The organism is Breoghania sp. (genome assembly GCF_963674635.1).
Taxonomy (GTDB): Bacteria; Pseudomonadota; Alphaproteobacteria; order Rhizobiales; family Stappiaceae; genus Breoghania.
On the sequence record NZ_OY771475.1, the window covers coordinates 1401285 to 1421271 of the forward strand.

Consider the following 19987-nt stretch of genomic DNA (forward strand, 5'->3'; position numbering starts at 1 on the left):
TTCACGTGCACCTAACCGTGTCGTCCACCTGGAGCAAAATATGTCCTTCAAATTCCTCAAATCGCTCTCTGGGAAGCTGTACGGCCTCGTCTTCTTCTTCAGTATGTGCTTCGTAGCCATGCTCGGCTATCAGCTTTACGCCCTCTACACGAACCTCGATGAATTTTCGCGGGGCGAAATCCGCTCCGTGGTCGAAAACGCCAAGAGCATCGCCGCCGATTACGATCGGCGCGCCAAGGCCGGCGAAATGACGGTCGAGGAGGCCCAAAAACGCGCCCATGCCGCGATCAGCGCCATGCGCTTCGACGGGAAGAACTACGTCTTCGTCTACCAGTCGGACGGCAATACAGTTGTTCACCCGACCTACAAGCTCAACGCGAGCCGCTATGATGTTCGCGACACGTCCGGCCGCTATCTGGTGCGCGAGTTCATCAACACCGCCGTGAACAAAGGCGGCGGATACGTTGACTACGGCCACCAGGACAAGAACGGCAACTTCCTCGAAAAGACGTCCTACGTCACGCGCTATGCCCCCTGGGACTGGATCTTCGGCTCCGGCATCCTGATGAGCCACAAGGAAGCCACGTTCCGCCAGCAGGCGATTAACAGCGCGGGCCTGACCCTTGTCTTCATGCTTGGCGCGCTGGTCTTCGCTGTGTTTATCGCTCGTTCGCTGGCCCTTCCCATCCGCGCCCTGAACCAGCAGATGGCCTTGATCGCAGAAAACAACCTCGATCTCGAAGTGGAAGGCGTGAACCGCGCCGACGAGATCGGCGAAATGAGCCGTGCGGTCGAAGTGTTCCGCAACAATGCTCTTGAGCGCCGTCGCCTTGAGGGCCAGAGCAAAGAAGAGCAGATCGCCCGTCAGGAGCGCCAGAACCAGATCGAAGCGCTGATTACCGAGTTCAAGACCGACGTCGAGGCCGCAATGCTCGTCCTTGGCGAGAACTCCGGTCGCATGGACGAGGCTGCCAAGTCGCTGCGCGCCAACGCCGAGCACACCGAAGCCAGCGCAAGCGAAGCTTCCGGTGCTTCGCAGCAGGCCAGCCAGAACGTCCAGACCGTGGCTTCGGCTGCAGAGGAACTGGCCGCGTCCATCGGCGAGATCACCCGCCAGGTCTCTCAGAGCAACCAGGTCGTCACCAAGGCGACGACCAGCGCCAAGCAGTCCAACGCCAAGGTCGCAAGCCTTGACGAGGCCGCGCAGAAGATCGGCGAAGTCGTCGTCCTCATTCAGGCGATCGCCGAGCAGACCAACCTTCTTGCGCTCAACGCCACCATCGAGGCAGCGCGCGCCGGTGAAGCTGGCAAGGGCTTCGCGGTCGTGGCTGCGGAAGTCAAGGAGCTGGCCAACCAGACCTCCAAGGCAACCGAGGAAATCTCTGCCCATGTCGGTGCGATCCAGGGCTCGACCAAGGAGATGGTCGACGTCATCGAGGAAATCGCCTCCATCATGGAAGAGGTCAACGGCTACACCACGGCGATTGCCGGTGCGGTGGAGCAGCAGGGCGTCGCGACGGAAGAAATCTCCGTCAACGTTCAGGCGGCAGCCAATGGCACCCGTCAGGCGAGCGACAACATGGTCCAGCTGACCACGACCGCCACCGACACCTCGCGCACCGCCGAACTGGTGCTCGACGCCTCTGGTCAGGTCTCCTCCAGCACGAGCAACCTCAGCGAGCGCATCACGCGCTTCCTGTCGCGCGTCGCCGCGGCCTAAGGGCCGAAAGACCGACATCGCCGCTCAAAAGAGCGACAAACTGATAGGGCCGCCGCAACACCAGTTGCGGCGGCCCTATCTATTTTTGCAACAGGATCACGCAGCGCGGTTTGGACCAGCCAGCCGGGCTCCGAGCCGGGAGGCCCACCAGCACCCGCCTCGGATGAACTGCGCATGCAAAACCGCCCTGGCTGGCCATACCCCCTCTTTCCGACATCGCAATCGGCGCAGTGCGGGAAGCGATGCAACGAGATCAGCCGGAGGGCGGATCAGTTGCGACGGATGACGTGAAGGTCATTTGCGTTTAACGACGCAAGTCGCCACTGCAATAGACGGATACTCCGCTCCCCTGTTTTTCCGCATGTCGATTTAGGTAATACTACCTATATAACCACCGTATTGCCTGCCTTTCCGCTACGATTCTCACGAGACTTCACGATTGTTTCACCTTGCATCCGGCGCGATTTATTAACAGTCCAATATTTGATATAAAAGAAAATGACCGACTTCACTGTGTCCCAACCGATCAGTGCGAAGATGGGTCCGACGTCGAAAACTGTGACCTCAACCCCGTCAGCGGCGTCTCGATTATCGGTTTCACCGGTTTTTTTGGGAACCAGAACCGGCCAAAAGCGATTTTCATGACGTAGGTCACATAACGAGATGGCTCCAGAAGCCAAACTCGTTGACAGCAACATGAAGTTCGACAGGACGGATTTCGTGTTTGCCTTGCCCGGTCGATGTCCCGACAGAGGACACGACCAGCGCGCGCGGCGATCCCGCGCATTGCCTCGGGAGGCAGTCATGAATGGGAAGCGGAAAACAGAACGTTCATATCGGCTGCTATCCGGCCGAACCCTTGTAGTTGCGGCTCTCGTCGCACCGATGCTTACGGGCGGCCTGATCGCATCGAAGGCGTACGCGCAATCAAAACTCCCCCAGCCGCTGGTCAATGCCTCGGTTGAAGGGATGGAAACCTCGACGATTGTCGACGGCATTACCAATTCATCGGGCCGGGGAGACCGCCTCGCCGTCACGGTTGCACGGATTGCCGGTTATGACGGCAAGCCTGCCAACACAAGCGGTGACATGGATATATGGGTCGGTGAAGTGGAGCTTCAGGGTCGCAAGACCGTTTGGGTGGAGCTGATCGATTCCTACGGCGAAGTCATCTACGATTCGGAAGTGAAGAAGAACGAGACTCACCTGTTGCCGGACGGCCGCGCCATAGTTGTGCGCGCCTTGCCCGACGGCACACGCTACGCAAAGGCGGACACCGACCGGATCGCAACCGACGCCAATCTCGTCGTAACGCGCCGTGTGGTAAATGACGCCGATCACGCAGCGACCGTGGAGTTCTTCCAGGAAAACGCCACGACTGGTGCAAAGCCCGACAAGGAAGACACGGCCCTTGTTGCGGTGGCAAAGTTCAGCGAGCGCGTATGGACCGCAATTGTGGCGTATGTGTCGAGCGCGGCCGACAATGTGCGCTATGCCTTTCGCTGGCTGTACGACGTCGTCGCGGCCTGACCGATTTCGGCACCTGGCCTTGCAGGGCGGTTGGCATCTTGCCAACCGCTCTTTTTTGCCTCGCTCTTCAAAGGGACCCTTCCTTTGCCAAGCAGGCGTTGAAACAGCCCCGCCGGTCCCTAGATCGGGATGAGGCCACTTGTTGCCCCGCCAGCCGATGAGCATCCGTCCATGACCGTTTCCCGACCGCATATCGTCTGGTTTCGCGACGATCTGCGCCTCGCGGACAATCCCGCGCTCTTCCACGCCGCCCGTTCCGGCGCTCCCGTTCTGGCGCTCTATCTTCTCGAACCGGAAGATGCGTTGCGCCGCCAGCCCGGCGCCGCAGCGCTCTGGTGGCTTCACGGCTCCCTGGAATCACTGGGGCGAGATCTCGCGTCGCGCGGCGTACCGCTGTCGCTTCTGCGCGGAAGCGCCCATGCCACGCTTCCCGCGCTTGCACACAGTGTCGGTGCATGCGCGGTATCGTGGAACAGGCGCCCCGGGGCCTGTTCCCGCGAGAAGGACGAGATCCTAGCGGCCCCATTGAAGGATGAGGGGGTCGATGCGCGGCATTTTCCTGCCAATATGCTGTTTGAACCCGGTTCTGTGCGCACTGGATCCGGGGGGCCTTATCGGGTCTTCACGCCTTTCTGGCGTGCCGCCCGGCAGATGACGCCCGAAAGCCCCCTGCCCGTGCCGGAAGAGATCATGGGCTGGCGCGGAGCGTTCGAGAGCGACAATCTGGACGACTGGGCATTGCGACCGACAAGGCCCAACTGGGCCAGCGGCCTCGCGCAAGCCTGGACGCCCGGTGAAGCGAATGCGCGCCGCCGGCTCGACGCCTTCATGGAGGGAGCGATCCGCGACTATGGCGCAGGGCGGGATTTTCCTGCCAGCGCGGCAACGTCGTTGCTCTCGCCTTCCCTGCGTTTCGGCGAGATATCGGTGCGCGAAATCTGGTACCGCGTAGGCGCGGCGATGCACGCAAAAGAGGCGCCGGAGGCCGATGCAGAGAAGTTTCTCTCCGAAGTGGGATGGCGCGAATTCTGCCACCACCTGCTTTGCGACCATCCGGACCTCGCGACCCGCAATTTCAACTCTGCCTTCGATCATTTCGACTGGGCGAGCGACAGTCGGGGTTTGGAAGCATGGCAAAAGGGCCAAACTGGCTATCCGATCGTGGATGCGGGCATGCGGGAGCTCTGGGCGACCGGCTGGATGCACAACCGCGTTCGCATGATCACCGCTTCTTTTCTCACAAAGCACCTGCTGATCGACTGGCGGGAGGGGGAGCGCTGGTTCTGGGATACGCTTGTTGACGCGGATCCGGCAAACAATCCTGCCGGCTGGCAATGGGTGGCGGGATGCGGGGCGGATGCGGCGCCCTATTTTCGCATCTTCAACCCCGTGCTCCAGGGCGAAAAGTTCGATCCTGACGGCGCCTATGTACGCCATTGGGTGCCGGAGCTTGAAAGGCTGGACAAGCGCTGGCTTCACAAGCCGTGGGAAGCACCAGCAAGAATGCTCGCAGAAGCGCAGATACGGCTTGGCGAGACCTATCCTCAACCAGTCGTCGATCATGGCGCAGCCCGCAAACGCGCGCTAGCGACCTACGAGACCATGAAGCGCGATGCGCCTTGACACGCAGGGCCAGCACGCAAAGACTTGCTATATTTCGCAGCGTCACCGCCATGAATTTTTCCAAATGGCGGCCTTGTCTAAAAACCGGTTTCCTTGATGGGGGGCAACACGCGCCTTAGCTTGTGGCTCCACTTCGCAAAAGCCGAAGCCGGAAATCCGGCTCTCCAGTCAGCCACAAAAGTCAGGCATCCATGACCCTTCGACCCGCAATCGCGCCCTCCGTTATCGAGGCCATCGGCAACACGCCGCTCATCCGTCTCAAACGCGCGTCCGAGATCACCGGATGTGAAATTCTCGGCAAGGCGGAGTTCCTCAATCCGGGACAGTCGGTGAAGGATCGTGCGGCGCTCTCCATTATCCGCGATGCGGAGGAACGCGGCTTGCTGCGCCCAGGCGGAGTGATCGTGGAAGGAACCGCCGGCAATACCGGCATCGGCATCGCACTTGTGGGCAATGCCCTAGGCTATCGTTCGGTGATCGTTATTCCTGAAACACAGTCGCAGGAAAAGAAGGACATGCTGCGCCTGGCCGGGGCGACGCTCGTTGAAGTGCCGGCCGCACCCTACAAGAACCCCAACAATTACGTGAAGGTCTCCGGACGCCTTGCCGCGCAGCTTGCGAAAACCGAGCCGAGCGGCGCGGTCTGGGCGAACCAGTTCGACAATGTCGCCAACAGGCGCGCCCATATCGAGACCACCGGTCCGGAAATCTGGGAGCAGACCGCAGGCAAGGTCGATGGTTTCATCTGCGCGGCCGGCTCGGGCGGAACCCTTGCCGGTGTGGGTCTGGCCTTGAAGGAGCGCAACAAGGACGTGCGCATCGGCCTTGCCGATCCGATGGGGGCGGCACTTTACAGCTATTACACGACCGGCGAGCTGCGTTCCGAAGGCTCCTCCATCACCGAAGGCATCGGCCAGGGTCGCATCACGGCCAATCTGGAAGGCGCTCCGGTGGATGTCGCCTATCAGATCCCCGACGAGGAAGCCCTGCCGGAAGTGTTCCAGATGCTCGAGCACGAAGGCCTGTGCCTTGGCGGCTCCTCAGGCGTCAATATCGCCGGCGCGGTCCGCATGGCGAAGGACATGGGTCCCGGCCACACCATCGTTACGATTCTGTGCGACTACGGTACGCGCTACCAGTCGAAATTGTTCAACCCGGCGTTCTTGCGTTCCAAGAACCTGCCCATACCGTTATGGATGGAACGAAAGGTCGATATTTCGGTTCCCATCGAATAGGCGGCCGCCACTCGGAGGCTTGCCTCGGCAACGCCCTTGAAGTCACAGGCAGGCAGACACATGACGGCGTTGATAGCGCAGGTTGATTTGGTCATCCCGCTCGTGCTCGTCGGCATCTTCTACACAGCCGCCGCCGTGTGCTCCGTGCGCGAGCTTCTGTACGGACGGAGCTCCCAAGGCTCCATCGGGTGGCTGCTGTCGCTGTTCTTCTTTCCCTATGTGACGGTTTTTCTCTATCTCGCCTTTGGTTGGAAGCGTTTTGACGACTATGTCCGCCTGCGCCGCCGAGGTGGTCGCAACGATGCCGACAGCCAGCCCCACGACACACAATCCGACAGCGCCCTGCGGGTGATACACCGCGCCGAAGAAGCCTCAGAAGCCTGGCCGTTGCTGGTCAATCTGTCGCCGCTGCCATTTCTGGGCGGCAATGAGGTCGAAGTACTCGTAGATGGGCGGGCGACGTATGAATCGATCTTTGCCGGCATCCGCGCGGCGGAAAGCTATGTCCTTGCGCAATTCTACATCATCCGCGACGACGAAATCGGCAACCGGCTCGCCGACCTCCTGATAGAGAAGGCTAAGGCCGGTCTGACCGTTCTGCTGATCTATGACGACATCGGGTCGGCAGGGCTTTCGCGACGGTTTCTGGCGCGGCTTGTGAAGGCGGGCGTCAAGGTCAGCGGCTTCAATCGTTCTCGTCCGATGTTTCCGTTTCTCAGGCCCTTCCGCATCAATTTCCGCAACCACCGCAAGATCGTCATCGCCGATGGGCGGCGCGCCTGGATCGGCGGGCTCAACATGGGCAACGAATATCTCGGCCTCTCGCCGAAATTCAACCACTGGCGCGATACCCATGTGCGGGTCGATGGTCCGGCGGCGCAGGCCGCCCAGATTTCCTTTGCCGAGGACTGGCACTGGGCAACCGGTGGCAATCTGCCGATAGAATGGCCTCATCCGGAACCGCTGGACGATGGCGAGCCCGTTCTGGTGATGCCCTCAGGTCCGGCCGACACGATCGATACCTGCGCCATCGCCTTCACCGAGGCCATCGGACGCGCGCGGCACCGGCTCTGGATCGTCAGCCCCTATTTCGTGCCCGGGGAAGATATCCAGACCGCCCTTGCGGCGGCTGTCCTGCGCGGTGTGGATGTGCGGCTTCTTCTGCCCAAAAACCCCGACCGCTGGATTGTCGGACTCGCGAATGAGTGCTTTGCGGAAATGATGGCCGCCCAGGGAGTGGCGACCTACTATTTCCGCGAGGGCTTTCTCCATCAGAAGGTGATGCTGGTGGATGACGACCTTGCGAGCATCGGCACGGTCAATTTCGACAATCGCTCCTTCCACATCAATTTCGAGGTCACCTTGTGGCTGACTGACCCCGGCACGACCAGCTTCGTGACAAACATGCTGGAGAATGATTTCGCCCATAGCGATGAAAAGCGACTGGCTGACTACCGGGCCCGTCCGCTTTGGCGCGGCGTGGCCAGCCGTCTGGCCCGGTTGTTTGCACCGCTGCTTTGATGGTCGAGGCCACCCGCCCCCCCCTTTTGGGACCTTCGGCCACTTCCAATTTCCCCAACGTCTGTTTTAGGCTTCGCGTCCTGACAGCACACAAGCCAAATTGGCGGTTTCCATGACCAAACACCTTTTTCGCGACGATTCCTATCTGCGCAGCTGTGAGGCGCGCGTCACCGGTATCAACGAACGTGGCGGCCTCCTGCTCGATCGCACTGTCTTCTTTGCAACCGGCGGCGGGCAGCCGGGGGATACGGGCGAGATCGAACGGGAGGACGGGTCGCGCATCGCCATCGGCGCAACTGTATTTGCCGAAGGCAAGGAACAGATCATCCACGTCCCGGCGGGGGAAGGTCCGTTGCCGCAGGTAGGCGAACCGGTCGTGGCCCACATCGATTGGGCACGCCGTTACCGACATATGCGGATGCACACCGCACTTCACGTCATCTGCGCGGTCATGAAAACAAAAATCACGGGCGCCCAGATCGGGGATCAGGAAAGCAGGATCGATCTGAACGTGGAAGAGCCGCCGGAGCGCGAATCCGTGCTCGCAGCGATCATGGACGCGGTCAACCAGGACCACGCGATCACCACGGAGTGGATTACCGATGAGGAACTCGACGCCAATCCGGATCTGATAAAGTCGATGAGCGTTTCTCCGCCGCGCGGTTCAGGGCTTGTTAGGCTCGTCAGGATCGGCGAAAATTTCGACCTCCAGCCCTGCGGCGGAACCCATGTGAAATCGACGCAGGAAATTGGCCTTGTGACGATCACCAAGATCGAGAAGAAAGGCCGCCTCAATCGCCGTATCCGGATCCGTCTGGACGACTAGCCTTCCTCGAACCGTTACTGGATCATCTCCTCATGAAGCGCCGAAATTTCATCTCTGCCGAATGGCTTGAGGCTCATCTCAACGCCCCCGACGTTGTTGTGCTGGACGCTTCCATGCAGAAGGTAGGCCAAGTCTGTGACACCTTCGCGGAGTATCGCGAGGAGCATATTCCCGGTGCCCTGTATTTCGACATCGATGCGATTGCCGATACTGACAGCGACTTGCCGCACATGTTGCCCTCCCCCGTCGCGTTCTCATCGATGATGCGCCGCATGGGCATTGGCGACGGTCAGACCGTTGTCGTCTATGACAGCGCAGGGCTTTACTCCGCCGCCCGCGCCTGGTGGATGTTCAAGGCCATGGGGGCAGAACATGTCTACGTTCTGGAAGGCGGGCTACCCAAGTGGAAGGCGCATGGCTATCCGCTCGCAAGCGGACTGGAGACGCGCCCGGAGCGCCATTTCACCGCGCGCCTGAACCACGCCGCCGTGCGTGATCTGGATGACATGCGTCGGGCTATCAAGGAGGAACACCAGATCGCTGACGCCCGTGCCCTTGCCCGCTTCAATGCCGAGGCGCCGGAGCCTCGCGAGGGCATCCGAGGCGGCCACATGCCCGGAAGTGTCTGCGTTCCCTTTACAAGCCTGCTGGACGATACGTGCTGCATGAAGCCGAATGCGGAGCTGGAAGCGGTCTTTCGAGAAGCGGGGATCGATCCAGCCCGCCCCGTCATAACGACCTGCGGCACCGGCGTGACAGCAGCCATTCTGGCTCTCGCGCTGGATGAGATCGGCGCTCGCCATGTTTCCGTCTATGACGGATCATGGACCGAATGGGGTGGGCGCACGGATACGCCCGTGCTTTCCTGACGGCACAGAATGACCAGTTTTCGAGGCCCCCGAAGCGAACCGCTTTCGGGGGCTTTTTCATGATGATCCGCATTTTGACGGAACAATTTCGGCTGCCGCCCGGTTTCCACCTCATTGTGGGCCTTCAAATCTCTAGGGAAGGCAGATCGCAGTCTCGGAAGACAGCGTACCGCGACTGCGAAAGACGACATACCGCCGGAGGAACAATGACGCCCTTATCTCCCTTCATCTCAAACAAGGTCCTGTTGGGCACGTTGCTGGCAATCGGCCTCGCGACGCCGCGCATGGCCTTGGCAGATCAAAACGTCGACCAATCGATCCTGCTGGCTCAGGCATCCCCGGGCGGGTTGATCGTGGATTGTTCCAGATTTCCGGAGCTTCCCCCATGCAAATCCCAAAGCACGAATCCGCCCAAGCCTCAGAATGATGCAAAACCGGAGAAGAGAGCCGCGCCTCAAGAACGAACCCAGCCGAAGACCCAGCCCAGACCGCAGGAAAAGTCCCAGCCACGAAACCCAGCCAAGCCACAGGAAAGGGCGAAGCCACAGCCCAACACCCCACAGCCCAACGCCGGGGAGAAACTCCTGACGCCGCGCGCACGTGACCTTTTGCGTCAGGCGGAAGAGCGCAAGAAGCGGCAGCAGCAAGGCAACACCGATCGCAAGCCGCCCCGGGCGGAGCGCGATCGTCCGCGCGAGACCCCCGCGGAACGGCCTCGCCAGCGTCCCGATGACCACAACAAGGCGGAGCCGAAACCGAACCGCGAAACGCCGCGCACCGAGCGCCCCCGCCGAGACCGCCCGGAAACGGAGCGTCCCCGCACCGAGCGCCGCCCGGATGCCCGCCCCAGGCCGCGACCGGGTGATCGCGGAGATGATGCCCGGCGCAATGATCCCCGTCGCGATGACCGCCCCCGTGCGGAGCGTCGGCGCGAACGCCCGCGTCCCGACCGCGGCGGCGAGCTTGAGTTTTCTTTGCCGATCCCGGGCCTCGATGGTCGCGTGATCATTCGCAAGGACGGGGACATCACCGTTCGCTCGCGCGATGATGACCGTTTCGGGCGCGACCGTGCAAACAGGACGGTGCAGAAGCTCTCCAACGGCCGCACACGCGTTGTCGTACAAAGACCCAACGGCGTCTCCGTGATCACGGTGCGCGACCGCGATGGGGAGATAGTCCGCCGGATCCGTCGGATGCCGGATGGTCGTGAAGTCGTGCTGATCGACAACACGCGCGCGCGCCGCGACCATCGTCCGCTGGACTTCCGCCCGCTTTATCTCGATATCCCGCGCGATCGCTATATCGTGGAAGGAGACATCGGTCGAAGGCCCCTTGTGAAGGAAGCCTTGCGCGCACGTCCGGTTGAACCCGTCGAGCGCCCCTATTCTCTTTCGGAGATCCGCCGCAACGAACGCCTGCGGGCCAAGATGCGGCGTGTGGACCTCAGCCTGACCTTTGCGTTCAACTCAGCCGCCATTCCCGCCACCCAGTACGACAGGCTGGAGGTGATCGGCGACACGATTGCGGACGAGATTCGCGACAACCCGTCAGATGTGTTCCTCATCGAGGGGCATACGGATGCGCCGGGTTCCTACGACTACAACCTGCGCCTTTCCGATGCGCGGGCGGAGTCGGTCGCCATCGCACTGACAGAGTATTTCGGCATTCCGCCGGAGAACCTCGTCACCCAAGGCTATGGCGAGGCTTATCTGAAGATCGACACGCTGGAACGCGAACCGCTGAACCGACGTGTGACCGTGCGCCGGATCACCCCGCTTCTGGATGGCGGGCGCTGAGCGGCGGACGACGAGGCCGAACACGAATCAACGAGGGCCGCGGCATCCATCCGCGGCCCTTTTTTCTTCCCTCGCAACGATTGCGCCTTGCTGGAGCTATTGAACCGGGTTTCAGCCCAGCGCCCCAAGCCCCGTCGCATAGCGCTTCGCGTTTGCGACATAGCGGTCGGCGGATTTGCGCAAGCCTTCGATGGCCTGCTCGTCCAGTGTGCGGATGACCTTGCCCGGCATTCCGACCACCAGACTGCCATCAGGGATCTCCTTGCCCTCCGCGACGAGTGCGCCTGCGCCGATCAGGCAGTTCTTTCCGATCTTGGCGCCGTTCAGCACGATGGCCCCCATGCCAACAAGCGTGTTGTCGCCGATGGTACAGCCATGAATGATCGCGCGATGCCCAATGGTGCAGCCTTCGCCGATCGTCACCGGGAAACCTGGATCCGTGTGCATCACGGTCAGTTCCTGGATGTTGGTGCGCGCACCGATGCGGATCAACTCGTTATCGCCGCGAAGCGTTACGCCGAACCACACGCCCACATCGCGGCCAAGCTCCACCTTGCCAATAACATTGGCATCGGGCGCGACCCAGAAGGCGTCCCCGCAGGTCTTCGGCGTTTCGTCATCAAGGCGGTAAAGCGGCATTGTCTGGCTCCGAATTGATGTTCGACCCGGTTGGATCGACTGCGTTTCCCAATCGTCCGGCGCGCTCGGGCGCAGAGATGCGCACGTCTCACGCGACGTGAAACACCTAATAGCGATTTGTCGCAGTGTTGCCCACAGTCGCGCGCATGCAAGCATGCCTTGGGTTGGCGCGGGGTTCACCTGTTTCCGTCAAAAAGCACGGCATGTGACGTTACAATCACTTGAGGCAAGTCATAGCCTTCTGCAACTATAGGATGGACAATCAATCGGGAGTGAAACGGAAACTGCCTCACGTTTCCGCAAATGGGCTTTCACGCCACCACGCATGATCTCCGCCGGGCCACGCTCACGGAGCGGGTCCCCAGCGGCAACGCCTGCAAGAGGACGAACCGAAAAACACATTTCCTCCGCCCTCCCCCCTTCCGATCCATACGGGCCGCTCCCTCCCCCCGCGTCCCACGATCACAACCAAGCGGACGAATATCGTGACGAGCCATCATCGCATCGCCTCCATCGACACTGATGACCGGAATACGGTCGAACCCCTCTTCGATGCCGTCGTCGCCGCGCTCAAGGCGGACGGCGTATCGGTTGGCGGGTTCATTGAACGGGCCGGAGACGACCCTTCAGATGATTTGAAAACAAGCGTTCAGGACATTCAGACGGGCAAGCGATACACGCTGCTGCGCTCCAGCGAGGCGCCCGAGCGGTGCTGCCGCATCGATCCGCATGCGCTCGGCGAAGTGAACGCCCAGTTCGCGATCACCTCCCGCGCCCTGCAAATCGTCAAATCCAGCCCGGACCTTGTCCTCTTCCACCGTTTCGGCGGCATCGAGGTCAAGGGCGAAGGCCTGCGCATCGCGTTCGAGAAGGCATGCGAGAGCGGATTGCCGATCCTGACGGCTGTCGCAGCACAATATCAACCCGACTGGGCCGCCTATTGCAAAGGGAACACGACCGTTCTGCCCGCCGATACGCAGGCAGTCCTCGACTGGTGCCGCAACATCGCGGTTAAGAACACGGGACAATGACACCATGCCCGAACACCGCCCCCCGTCCGCCGGGGATGCCGTCAGGCGGCCCCTGTTAACCGACAGTTTCGGTCGCAAGATGACCTATCTCCGACTGTCGGTAACAGACCGGTGCGATCTGCGCTGTGTCTATTGCATGGCAGAGCACATGCACTTCGTCTCCCACAAGGATCTCCTGACGCTGGAAGAGCTTTACCGGCTTTCCGCCGTCTTCATGCGCCATGGTGTGCGCAAGATCCGGATCACGGGCGGAGAACCGCTCGTGCGCAAGAACATCATGTGCCTGTTCGAGATGCTGTCGCGCCATGTCGACAACGGCGATCTCGATGAATTGGTCCTGACCACCAATGGTACGCAACTGCCGCGTTTTGCCCAGCAGCTTCATGATTATGGCCTGCGCCGTGTCAACGTCTCGCTCGACAGCCTCGACCCGGACCGTTACCGCACGCTGACGCGTGGCGGCGACGTTCGCAAGGCGCTGGCCGGGATAGAGGCTGCCCAAAAGGCCGGGTTGAAGGTCAAGATCAATTCCGTCGCCATGCGCGGTGCATTCGAGAACGAACTGGACGGGCTCCTCCGCTTCACCCATGAGCGCGGCATTGACCTCACGCTGATCGAGGAAATGCCGCTTGGCGATGTTCATCACGACCGCTCTGCGAGCTTTCTGCCCCTCGACAGCGTGCGACAGAACCTCGAAACCCGCTGGACACTGACGCCCCTGAAGGCAAATACCGGCGGGCCGGCGCGCTATGTGCAGGTGGAGGAAACCGGTGGCCGGCTCGGCTTCATCACACCGCTTTCCTGCGATTTCTGCGCAAGTTGCAACCGGTTGCGGGTTAGCTGCACGGGAGATCTCTACACTTGCATGGGCAAGGACACCTCCGTCCCCTTGCGCGAGGCGCTTCGTTCTTCCTGCGGCGATGAAAAGGTGGAGGACGTCATCTTCGACGCCATCGCGCGCAAGCCGGAACGCCACTCCCTTTCCGTCGCCTCGGACGCCGTTTCCGGCATCGGGCGTCACATGTCCGTTCTCGGAGGCTAGGAATGAAAATTGTCGTCGTCACCATTTCCGACCGCGCAAGCAAGGGCGTCTATCAAGACATATCTGGCCCGGCGATCGTAGATTGGCTTGAGAAGGCGATCACCAGCCCCTGTAAGATCGAGCGCATCATCATTCCAGACGGCGAGGAGGTCGTGCGCGATGCGCTGATCGATCTGGCGGACAACCAGCAGGTCGACATGGTGCTGACCACGGGGGGCACTGGCCCCTCCCCGCGCGATCAGACGCCGGAAGCGATGAAGGTGGTTCTGGAAAAGGAGCTTCCGGGCTTCGGCGAATTGTTGCGCCAGGTGGGTCTCAGGCAGACGCCGACCTCGATCTTGTCACGCCAGACTGCGGGAACCCGCGGCAAGACCTTCTATCTCAACCTGCCGGGCAAGCCCGCTGCCATCGCCATGTCGCTCGATGCCGTGTTTCCGGCGATCCCCTATTGTCTTGACCTCATCGGTGCCGGACGCATCGAGACCGACCCGGATGTCGTGGTCAGCTTCCGTCCCGGAGGCTGAGCACACGCATGAGCAGCCCCCGTCCGCACGACGCGAGCCGCCGGAAACCCACGATCGACAGAATATCCGTAGCCAAAGGCATCAAGCTGCTTTTCGGCGCGACGATCGTCGTTATCGTCGTCGGAGCACTGCTCGGCGTTGCCCTCTCGTGGCGGCAATACATCAATGCCAGCCGCACAGTGGATCTGGTCGCCCTCGACCGGACGCTTTTCATTTCAGCCACGGAAACCCGCGATGAAATCGGAACCGTCGGGATTGCCTTGCTGGCAGAGGAAGACGCCCGATCCACAGTTGAGGGTGCCCTTCACAGGGTCGGCCGCATCCACGAAGTCGCCAGGCAGGCGGTGGAGCGAAACGACTTTCCCGGCGACGCCAACGATCTGGCTGCGCTTGAGGCGGCTTATGCTGACCTGCTGAAAGAGAGCGAAAAAGTGCGCGCGCAAGCCGCCCTTGCGCGCAGCCTGCGCGACGTCGCAGAGATTGAGGACTGGCGGCAGGCCATCTATGGAATGTCGCGAAGCTATGTCGACACATCGGTGGATGTGGGGACCGAGCTGAATGCCCGCACGCCCGCCCTTGCCGAACTTGTCACGATCCGCGAACTATCCTTCGCGATCCGGGACCGCTATTCGCGACAGTGCTCTGCCTTCCGCCGTGCGATTGCGCGGGACGAACCGCTCACGCAAGCCCAACGCGACCTGTGGCACCACGATATCGGCGCCTATGAAGAGCTATGGCGCCGCATTGCAGTGACCGCAGCCCACCTTCCCCACTATCCGCAATTGAGCGAGGCGGTGCGAACGGGACAAGCGGCGACGCGTGCCGCGCAGGCGAAGATCAATTCAAGGATCAACGGCCTTGCTGGTCGTGGTCATAGCCGGGTGGAGCCGCAAAGCTGGGCTGCCCACTGCTACGACACCCACGCCGCCATCAACGATATCGGCCATATGGCGTTGGATCTGGGACGACAGCAGGCAAGCTATAATCAGAAGATCGCCCTTGCCAGTGGCAGCGCATGGACGCTTTTTCTGCTCGCCGCGCTGACATTCAGCTATCTGTCTTCGAGCTTTCTGCGCCACCGTTTCTCCCGTCCCATGGCCTCCCTCACATCCGCAATCAAGCGGCTGGAGGGCGGCGATTACCAGACCCCCGTTCCCACGTCCGGACCGCACGACGAGCCCGGTGCGATCGGGGCGACGCTGGAAAGCCTGCGGCGCAAGGTTCTGAAGGCGGATTCACTGCGCCGCCACCTCGATGTCCTGCGCGACGATCTCGTCAAGCATGCAAGAGCGTCCAACCGCGCCAAGACGTTGTTCCTGGCGACCGTCAGCCACGAGATCCGCACGCCGCTGAACGGAATTCTGGGGACCGTGCAGCTTCTCGCCGCGAGCGATCTCGCGCGCGAACAAAAACAATGGGTCGAAGCGCTTGATAAGTCAGCCAGTATCTTGCGGCGGCTGGTCGATAACGTGCTCGACTATTCGCGCCTTGAAGCGGGCAAGTTCACGCTTGAGCACACCGCATTCCATCTGTCGGAACAGATCGGCGTGGTGGAAGCAACCATCGCGCCCGCCGCCCGTCAGAAGGGATTGGAGTTCACCTGCACCATCGATGACGACGTGCCCGATGGGTTCGTCGGCGACCCAGCCAAGATCGCACAGGTGCTCCTTAACCTGCTTGGCAACGCAGTAAAGTTCACCGAAGCGGGCAGCATCTCGCTGCGGGTTCGACGCATGGAGGCGCAAGACCCTGACGCGACCGGAACCGCCGAAATATGTTTCATCGTCACCGATACCGGCGTGGGAATCCCGCAATCCCGTCAGGCCCAACTCTATGAGCCATTCATTCAGGCGGAGGGAGCGGCCAACAACAGCTTGGGTGGCTCCGGATTGGGGCTCACGATCTGCCGGGGTCTGTTGCAACTCATGGGCGGGAGTATCGATTTCCGTTGCCCGCCCGAAGGTGGCACCGTTTTCCAAGTGCGCATCCCCCTCACCCTGGACGGACAAGATGCGCGAGCCGATGACGCTGAAACAGGCTTCAACCCAATTCCCCGGCTTCATGTGCTCATCGCGGAAGATAACACCGTCAACGCGATGATCGCCGATGAAATCCTGACCCGTTCCGGCCACACGGTTCAAACGGTCTCCGACGGAAAAGCGGCGCTCGAAGCCGCCGCCGATCGTGATTTCGACGTGATTTTGATGGACCTTTCCATGCCGGTTCTGGACGGCATCGAGGCTGCCCGCCGCATTCGCTCACTCGACCACGAGACGCGCCGCATGGTGCCCATTATTGCCCTCACTGCGGATCTGACTGCCGAGCAACGGCTTTCAGACGCGGACAATCTCTTCGACACGTTTCTCGGAAAACCCTTCCGGCGCGAGGATCTCGATCGGGCGCTGGGGCGCGCCATCGGATTGCTCCCACGCAAAAACATCGCTCGTCCCGGGACGGACCACGGCAGCATGCTGGCGGAACACGCGCGCGATCTCGGTGTGGAGTGGGCGCGCAAGATGGTTGAACTCTACCTGACCGAAACACCGCTTGTGGCCGACGGACTGGCACTGGCGCTGCGTCGAGCCGACCTAAGAGGCATTGCTGTCTCCGCGCACCGGCTCAAGGGAAGCGCGAGCCAGGTGGGCGCACAGACGATCGCAGGAATGGCAGAAACCGCGGAACGGGCAGCGGATGCAGGGGACCGGGCCGGAGCCGAAAAGGCCGGGGCGGACCTTCTTGCGATGCTGGAGGCTGAATTGCAGCGTTTTGCGGTCAGCGCAGAACGCGAACTGAGCGAGTTCTCTTCCCTCACCTGACCCTTTCAGCGCCGTGCGAAAGAACAATGGAGCCGTTTCAGGTCACCGGTTCGGTGAAGACATAGCCAATGCCATATTCGGTGGCGATCAGCTGGGGTCTGCCCGGCTCCGGCTCGATCTTGCGCCGCAATCGGCTGATGAGAACATCGATGGTGCGATCGTTCGGGTTCCATTCGCGGTCCGTCACCGAGGCGATGAGCTCATCGCGGCTCATGATCTTGCCCGGATAACGCGTCAAAGCGGCGAGCAGATCGAATTCTCCATGCGTCAGCCGGCTTGATTCTCCCTTGGGGGAAGTGAGTCGGTGCGATTCAAGATCCAGTGTCCATCCAGCAAAGCGGCGCGTCCCCGCTTTCTCGACCCGCGCCTCCAACCGCGTCCGCCTCAGTACACTGTTTACACGCGCAAGTAGTTCCCTCGTGGAAAAGGGTTTGGTTACGTAGTCGTCTGCCCCCATCTCCAGTCCGACAACACGATCAATCTCGTCACTACGCGCCGTGACAAGGATAACAGCTGCATCCGTACGATTCCGGATTTCGCGCATTAGCGTCAATCCGTCGCAATCGGGCAACTTCAGGTCGAGCAGGAACAGGTCGATTTTTTCAAGGTCGACGAGGCGTCGGTAAGTCTCCCCACTATCCGCCGTAACCACTTGGAATCCTGCGGTTTCGAAATAGGTCTTGAGGGCATCCAGAACAGCCGGCTCATCGTCGATCACCGCAATCCGGATACCCAGTGGGTTATTGGCAGGCGCAGGTCTCATGTGGCTGTCTCATTTCGTTTACAACTTAACGAGCTTCGTTCAATTTCGTCACCATCTCCCTTTACATCATCCCCACAGGGTCATGCCAAATCAAGTTTTTCTCGGACCATGGACTGTCGGAAAACATATGAAAAAACTCATCAAAGCGATTGGCCGGTTCATGCGGCGACCCGTTGCGGTTGTAGGCGCGGGTGGCTTTGCCCTGGTCGGCATTGTGGTCGGAGTCGTGGGCTATGTCGGATTCCATTCGGTTCTGGAAATGACAATGACCGAAGAGTTCTGCGTCAGCTGCCACACGATGAGCGACAACGCCTATGAGGAATACAAAACCTCGATCCACTACAAGAATCCGGCAGGCGTCCGTGCAACATGCACCGACTGCCATGTGCCGAAGGCCGGGTGGCCGATGTACAAGGCCAAAGTTCTCGCGGTGAACGACCTGTGGGCCGAGATCAGGGGTACGATCAACACGCCCGAAAAGTACGAGCAGGAGCGCCTGCGCCTGGCCAAACGGGTCTGGGCCCACATGGAAGACAACAACTCGCTCGAATGCCGTAGTTGCCATTCCTACGAGGCGATGGACTTCGAACACCAGCGCCCGGAAGCGTCCAAAATGATGAAGGACGCCTCCGCCAAGGGTGAAACCTGCATCGATTGCCACAAGGGCATCGCGCACAAGCTCCCCGACATGGCCAGCGGCTACAAGGCCCTGCTGGCGAATCTCGTCGCCGAGGCTCCCAGCAACAACAAGGCCGACACCCTTTACGCCATCAGCACGACCCCGCTGTGGCCGGAAAAGCCCGCCGACGCCAGTGCGCGCGGTGCCGGCAACATCCTTCCGCTCACCAAAGTCGAGGTCGTTTCACGCAGCGGCGACTTCATTGAGGTGCGCATCGATGGCTGGATGCAGGAGGGCATGGAGCGCGTGCTGGTCAAGGAAATGGGTCGTCGGCTCTTCATGGCCACCGTCACGCCCGCCATGGCAAAGCAGGCCGAGATCCTCGAAACCAAGACCGATGAAGACACCGGGCTGGTCTGGAAGGACGGCGCGATCACCGTGTGGACAAAGGCCTCTTCCTTCACCTCCGACCGCCCCGGCCTGATGAACTACGGTGCCGACCTCTACAGCGCATCGTGCGGCTCATGCCACAGCGCCCACGCGCCCGATCACTTCCTGGCCAACCAGTGGATGGGCGTGATCAAGGACATGAAGGGCTATACCACCCTCGACAAGGAACAGGTTCGTTACCTGCAGAACTATCTGCAGCTTCACGCCAAGGACATGCCGAAGGAAAGCTGATCGATCAAGAGAGCCTCCCAGCGCCCGTCGGGAGGCTCCTTCCCGGAAAATGCAGGACTGCTCCTGTACCCAAAGCGAGAATTGTCATGACAATGACCACGCCCCCTTCCGGCCCCGCCTACACAGAAGCTGTCGCCGTCTTCTCAAGTGTCTTCGGCGCCCCTCTGGAAACCATCGATATCGAATCAATCCACCGCCCCCTCGACGAAGGACCGCTGGCGCAGCTGGCAGCCATCCCGGCCATTCGTGACGCAGTCGCAGACCTGCGTAAAACCGTGATCGCTCAGGGAGAACCGCAAAAGGGCGTGAGCGAACTCAACAAGGCTTTCTGCAAGTTGTTCATGGGCCTCGGCGGCCCGCGCTCCGCACCTCCTTACGAATCCGCCTATACCGGCGACGGTCGCCTCTTTCAGGAACCGGCCCGCGAAATGGAAAAGCTCCTGCAGAAGCAGGGGCTGGCGGCATCCGAGGACTTTCCCGAGGCCGCTGACCATCTGGCGCTGGAACTCTCCCTCATGGAAGAGACGTTGCGCCTTGCGGGCCTGACAGAAGACCGCGACGACATCGCGCTTGTGCGCGACCTGCATACCCGCCTGATGGGCTGGGTTCCGAATTTCGCGGGCGCATGTGTCGCCCACGATCCCTCCGGTTTTTATGCCAGGGCAGCCCAACTCCTGCTGGCATTCCTCAAGCTCCCGCACCCGAAACTCGCGCCCGCCGCAGCCTGAGCGGCATGCGCGGCCTCACATGCA

The 19987-nt window shown here is 61.1% G+C and carries 16 protein-coding genes; 14 read left to right on the plus strand and 2 right to left on the minus strand.

Annotation, left to right across the window (positions count from 1 at the left end):
- The first annotated feature begins 40 nt into the window (after positions 1-40).
- The 8 genes from ABGM93_RS06320 to ABGM93_RS06355 all read left to right on the plus strand — a co-directional run bounded on the left by ABGM93_RS06320 (position 41) and on the right by ABGM93_RS06355 (position 11120).
- Positions 41-1720 carry a cache domain-containing protein gene (locus tag ABGM93_RS06320; protein WP_321504425.1) on the plus strand — a complete coding sequence of 560 codons (1680 nt, stop codon included), beginning with the start codon at positions 41-43 and terminating at the stop codon, positions 1718-1720.
- Positions 1721-2524: 804 nt separating this feature from the next.
- Entirely contained in the window at positions 2525-3250 is a 726-nt protein-coding gene (locus ABGM93_RS06325; protein WP_321504427.1) for a hypothetical protein, read from the plus strand.
- Between the two features lie 171 nt (positions 3251-3421).
- Positions 3422-4873: a deoxyribodipyrimidine photo-lyase gene (locus ABGM93_RS06330; protein WP_321504429.1), complete on the plus strand. Its 1452-nt coding sequence runs from the start codon at positions 3422-3424 to the stop codon at positions 4871-4873.
- Positions 4874-5064: 191 nt separating this feature from the next.
- Complete coding sequence (locus ABGM93_RS06335; RefSeq protein WP_321504431.1) at positions 5065-6108, plus strand: cysteine synthase A; 1044 nt, start codon at positions 5065-5067, stop codon at positions 6106-6108.
- Positions 6109-6168: 60 nt separating this feature from the next.
- A complete protein-coding gene (gene cls / locus ABGM93_RS06340) occupies positions 6169-7629 on the plus strand; it encodes a cardiolipin synthase (protein WP_321504433.1) in 1461 nt (486 codons plus the stop codon).
- 112 nt (positions 7630-7741) lie between these two features.
- On the plus strand, positions 7742-8455 hold the full coding sequence (locus tag ABGM93_RS06345) for an alanyl-tRNA editing protein (RefSeq protein WP_321504439.1): 714 nt from the start codon (positions 7742-7744) through the stop codon (positions 8453-8455).
- 32 nt (positions 8456-8487) lie between these two features.
- A complete protein-coding gene (gene sseA / locus ABGM93_RS06350; RefSeq protein WP_321504441.1) occupies positions 8488-9324 on the plus strand; it encodes a 3-mercaptopyruvate sulfurtransferase in 837 nt (278 codons plus the stop codon).
- Between the two features lie 608 nt (positions 9325-9932).
- Positions 9933-11120 carry an OmpA family protein gene (locus ABGM93_RS06355; protein ID WP_321504443.1) on the plus strand — a complete coding sequence of 396 codons (1188 nt, stop codon included), beginning with the start codon at positions 9933-9935 and terminating at the stop codon, positions 11118-11120.
- 111 nt (positions 11121-11231) lie between these two features.
- Here ABGM93_RS06355 and ABGM93_RS06360 read toward each other — a convergent pair whose 3' ends face one another.
- Positions 11232-11759, minus strand: a complete 528-nt coding sequence (locus ABGM93_RS06360; protein WP_321504444.1) for a gamma carbonic anhydrase family protein — start codon at positions 11757-11759, stop codon at positions 11232-11234.
- A gap of 485 nt (positions 11760-12244) precedes the next feature.
- Here ABGM93_RS06360 and ABGM93_RS06365 point away from each other — a divergent pair, with 485 nt between their 5' ends.
- The 4 genes from ABGM93_RS06365 (at position 12245) to ABGM93_RS06380 (ending at position 17172) form a co-directional block, all read left to right on the plus strand.
- Positions 12245-12790 (plus strand): DUF2478 domain-containing protein, encoded by a 546-nt coding sequence (locus ABGM93_RS06365; protein ID WP_321504447.1) that lies wholly within the window; start codon positions 12245-12247, stop codon positions 12788-12790.
- A gap of 79 nt (positions 12791-12869) precedes the next feature.
- Positions 12870-13832 carry a GTP 3',8-cyclase MoaA gene (gene moaA, locus ABGM93_RS06370; protein WP_321504449.1) on the plus strand — a complete coding sequence of 321 codons (963 nt, stop codon included), beginning with the start codon at positions 12870-12872 and terminating at the stop codon, positions 13830-13832.
- A 2-nt stretch (positions 13833-13834) separates the two neighbouring features.
- The gene (mog, locus tag ABGM93_RS06375; RefSeq protein ID WP_321504453.1) at positions 13835-14356 is read left to right on the plus strand and encodes a molybdopterin adenylyltransferase; all 522 of its coding nucleotides are present in this window, start codon (positions 13835-13837) and stop codon (positions 14354-14356) included.
- 8 nt (positions 14357-14364) lie between these two features.
- On the plus strand, positions 14365-17172 hold the full coding sequence (locus tag ABGM93_RS06380) for an ATP-binding protein (protein ID WP_321504456.1): 2808 nt from the start codon (positions 14365-14367) through the stop codon (positions 17170-17172).
- 37 nt (positions 17173-17209) lie between these two features.
- Here ABGM93_RS06380 and ABGM93_RS06385 read toward each other — a convergent pair whose 3' ends face one another.
- On the minus strand, positions 17210-17935 hold the full coding sequence (locus tag ABGM93_RS06385; RefSeq protein ID WP_321504458.1) for a response regulator transcription factor: 726 nt from the start codon (positions 17933-17935) through the stop codon (positions 17210-17212).
- Between the two features lie 127 nt (positions 17936-18062).
- Between ABGM93_RS06385 and ABGM93_RS06390 the strand changes: the two genes are divergently transcribed.
- A complete protein-coding gene (locus tag ABGM93_RS06390; protein WP_321504460.1) occupies positions 18063-19235 on the plus strand; it encodes a NapC/NirT family cytochrome c in 1173 nt (390 codons plus the stop codon).
- Positions 19236-19321: 86 nt separating this feature from the next.
- Positions 19322-19963 carry a molecular chaperone TorD family protein gene (locus tag ABGM93_RS06395; RefSeq protein WP_321504461.1) on the plus strand — a complete coding sequence of 214 codons (642 nt, stop codon included), beginning with the start codon at positions 19322-19324 and terminating at the stop codon, positions 19961-19963.
- Positions 19964-19987 lie beyond the last annotated feature (24 nt).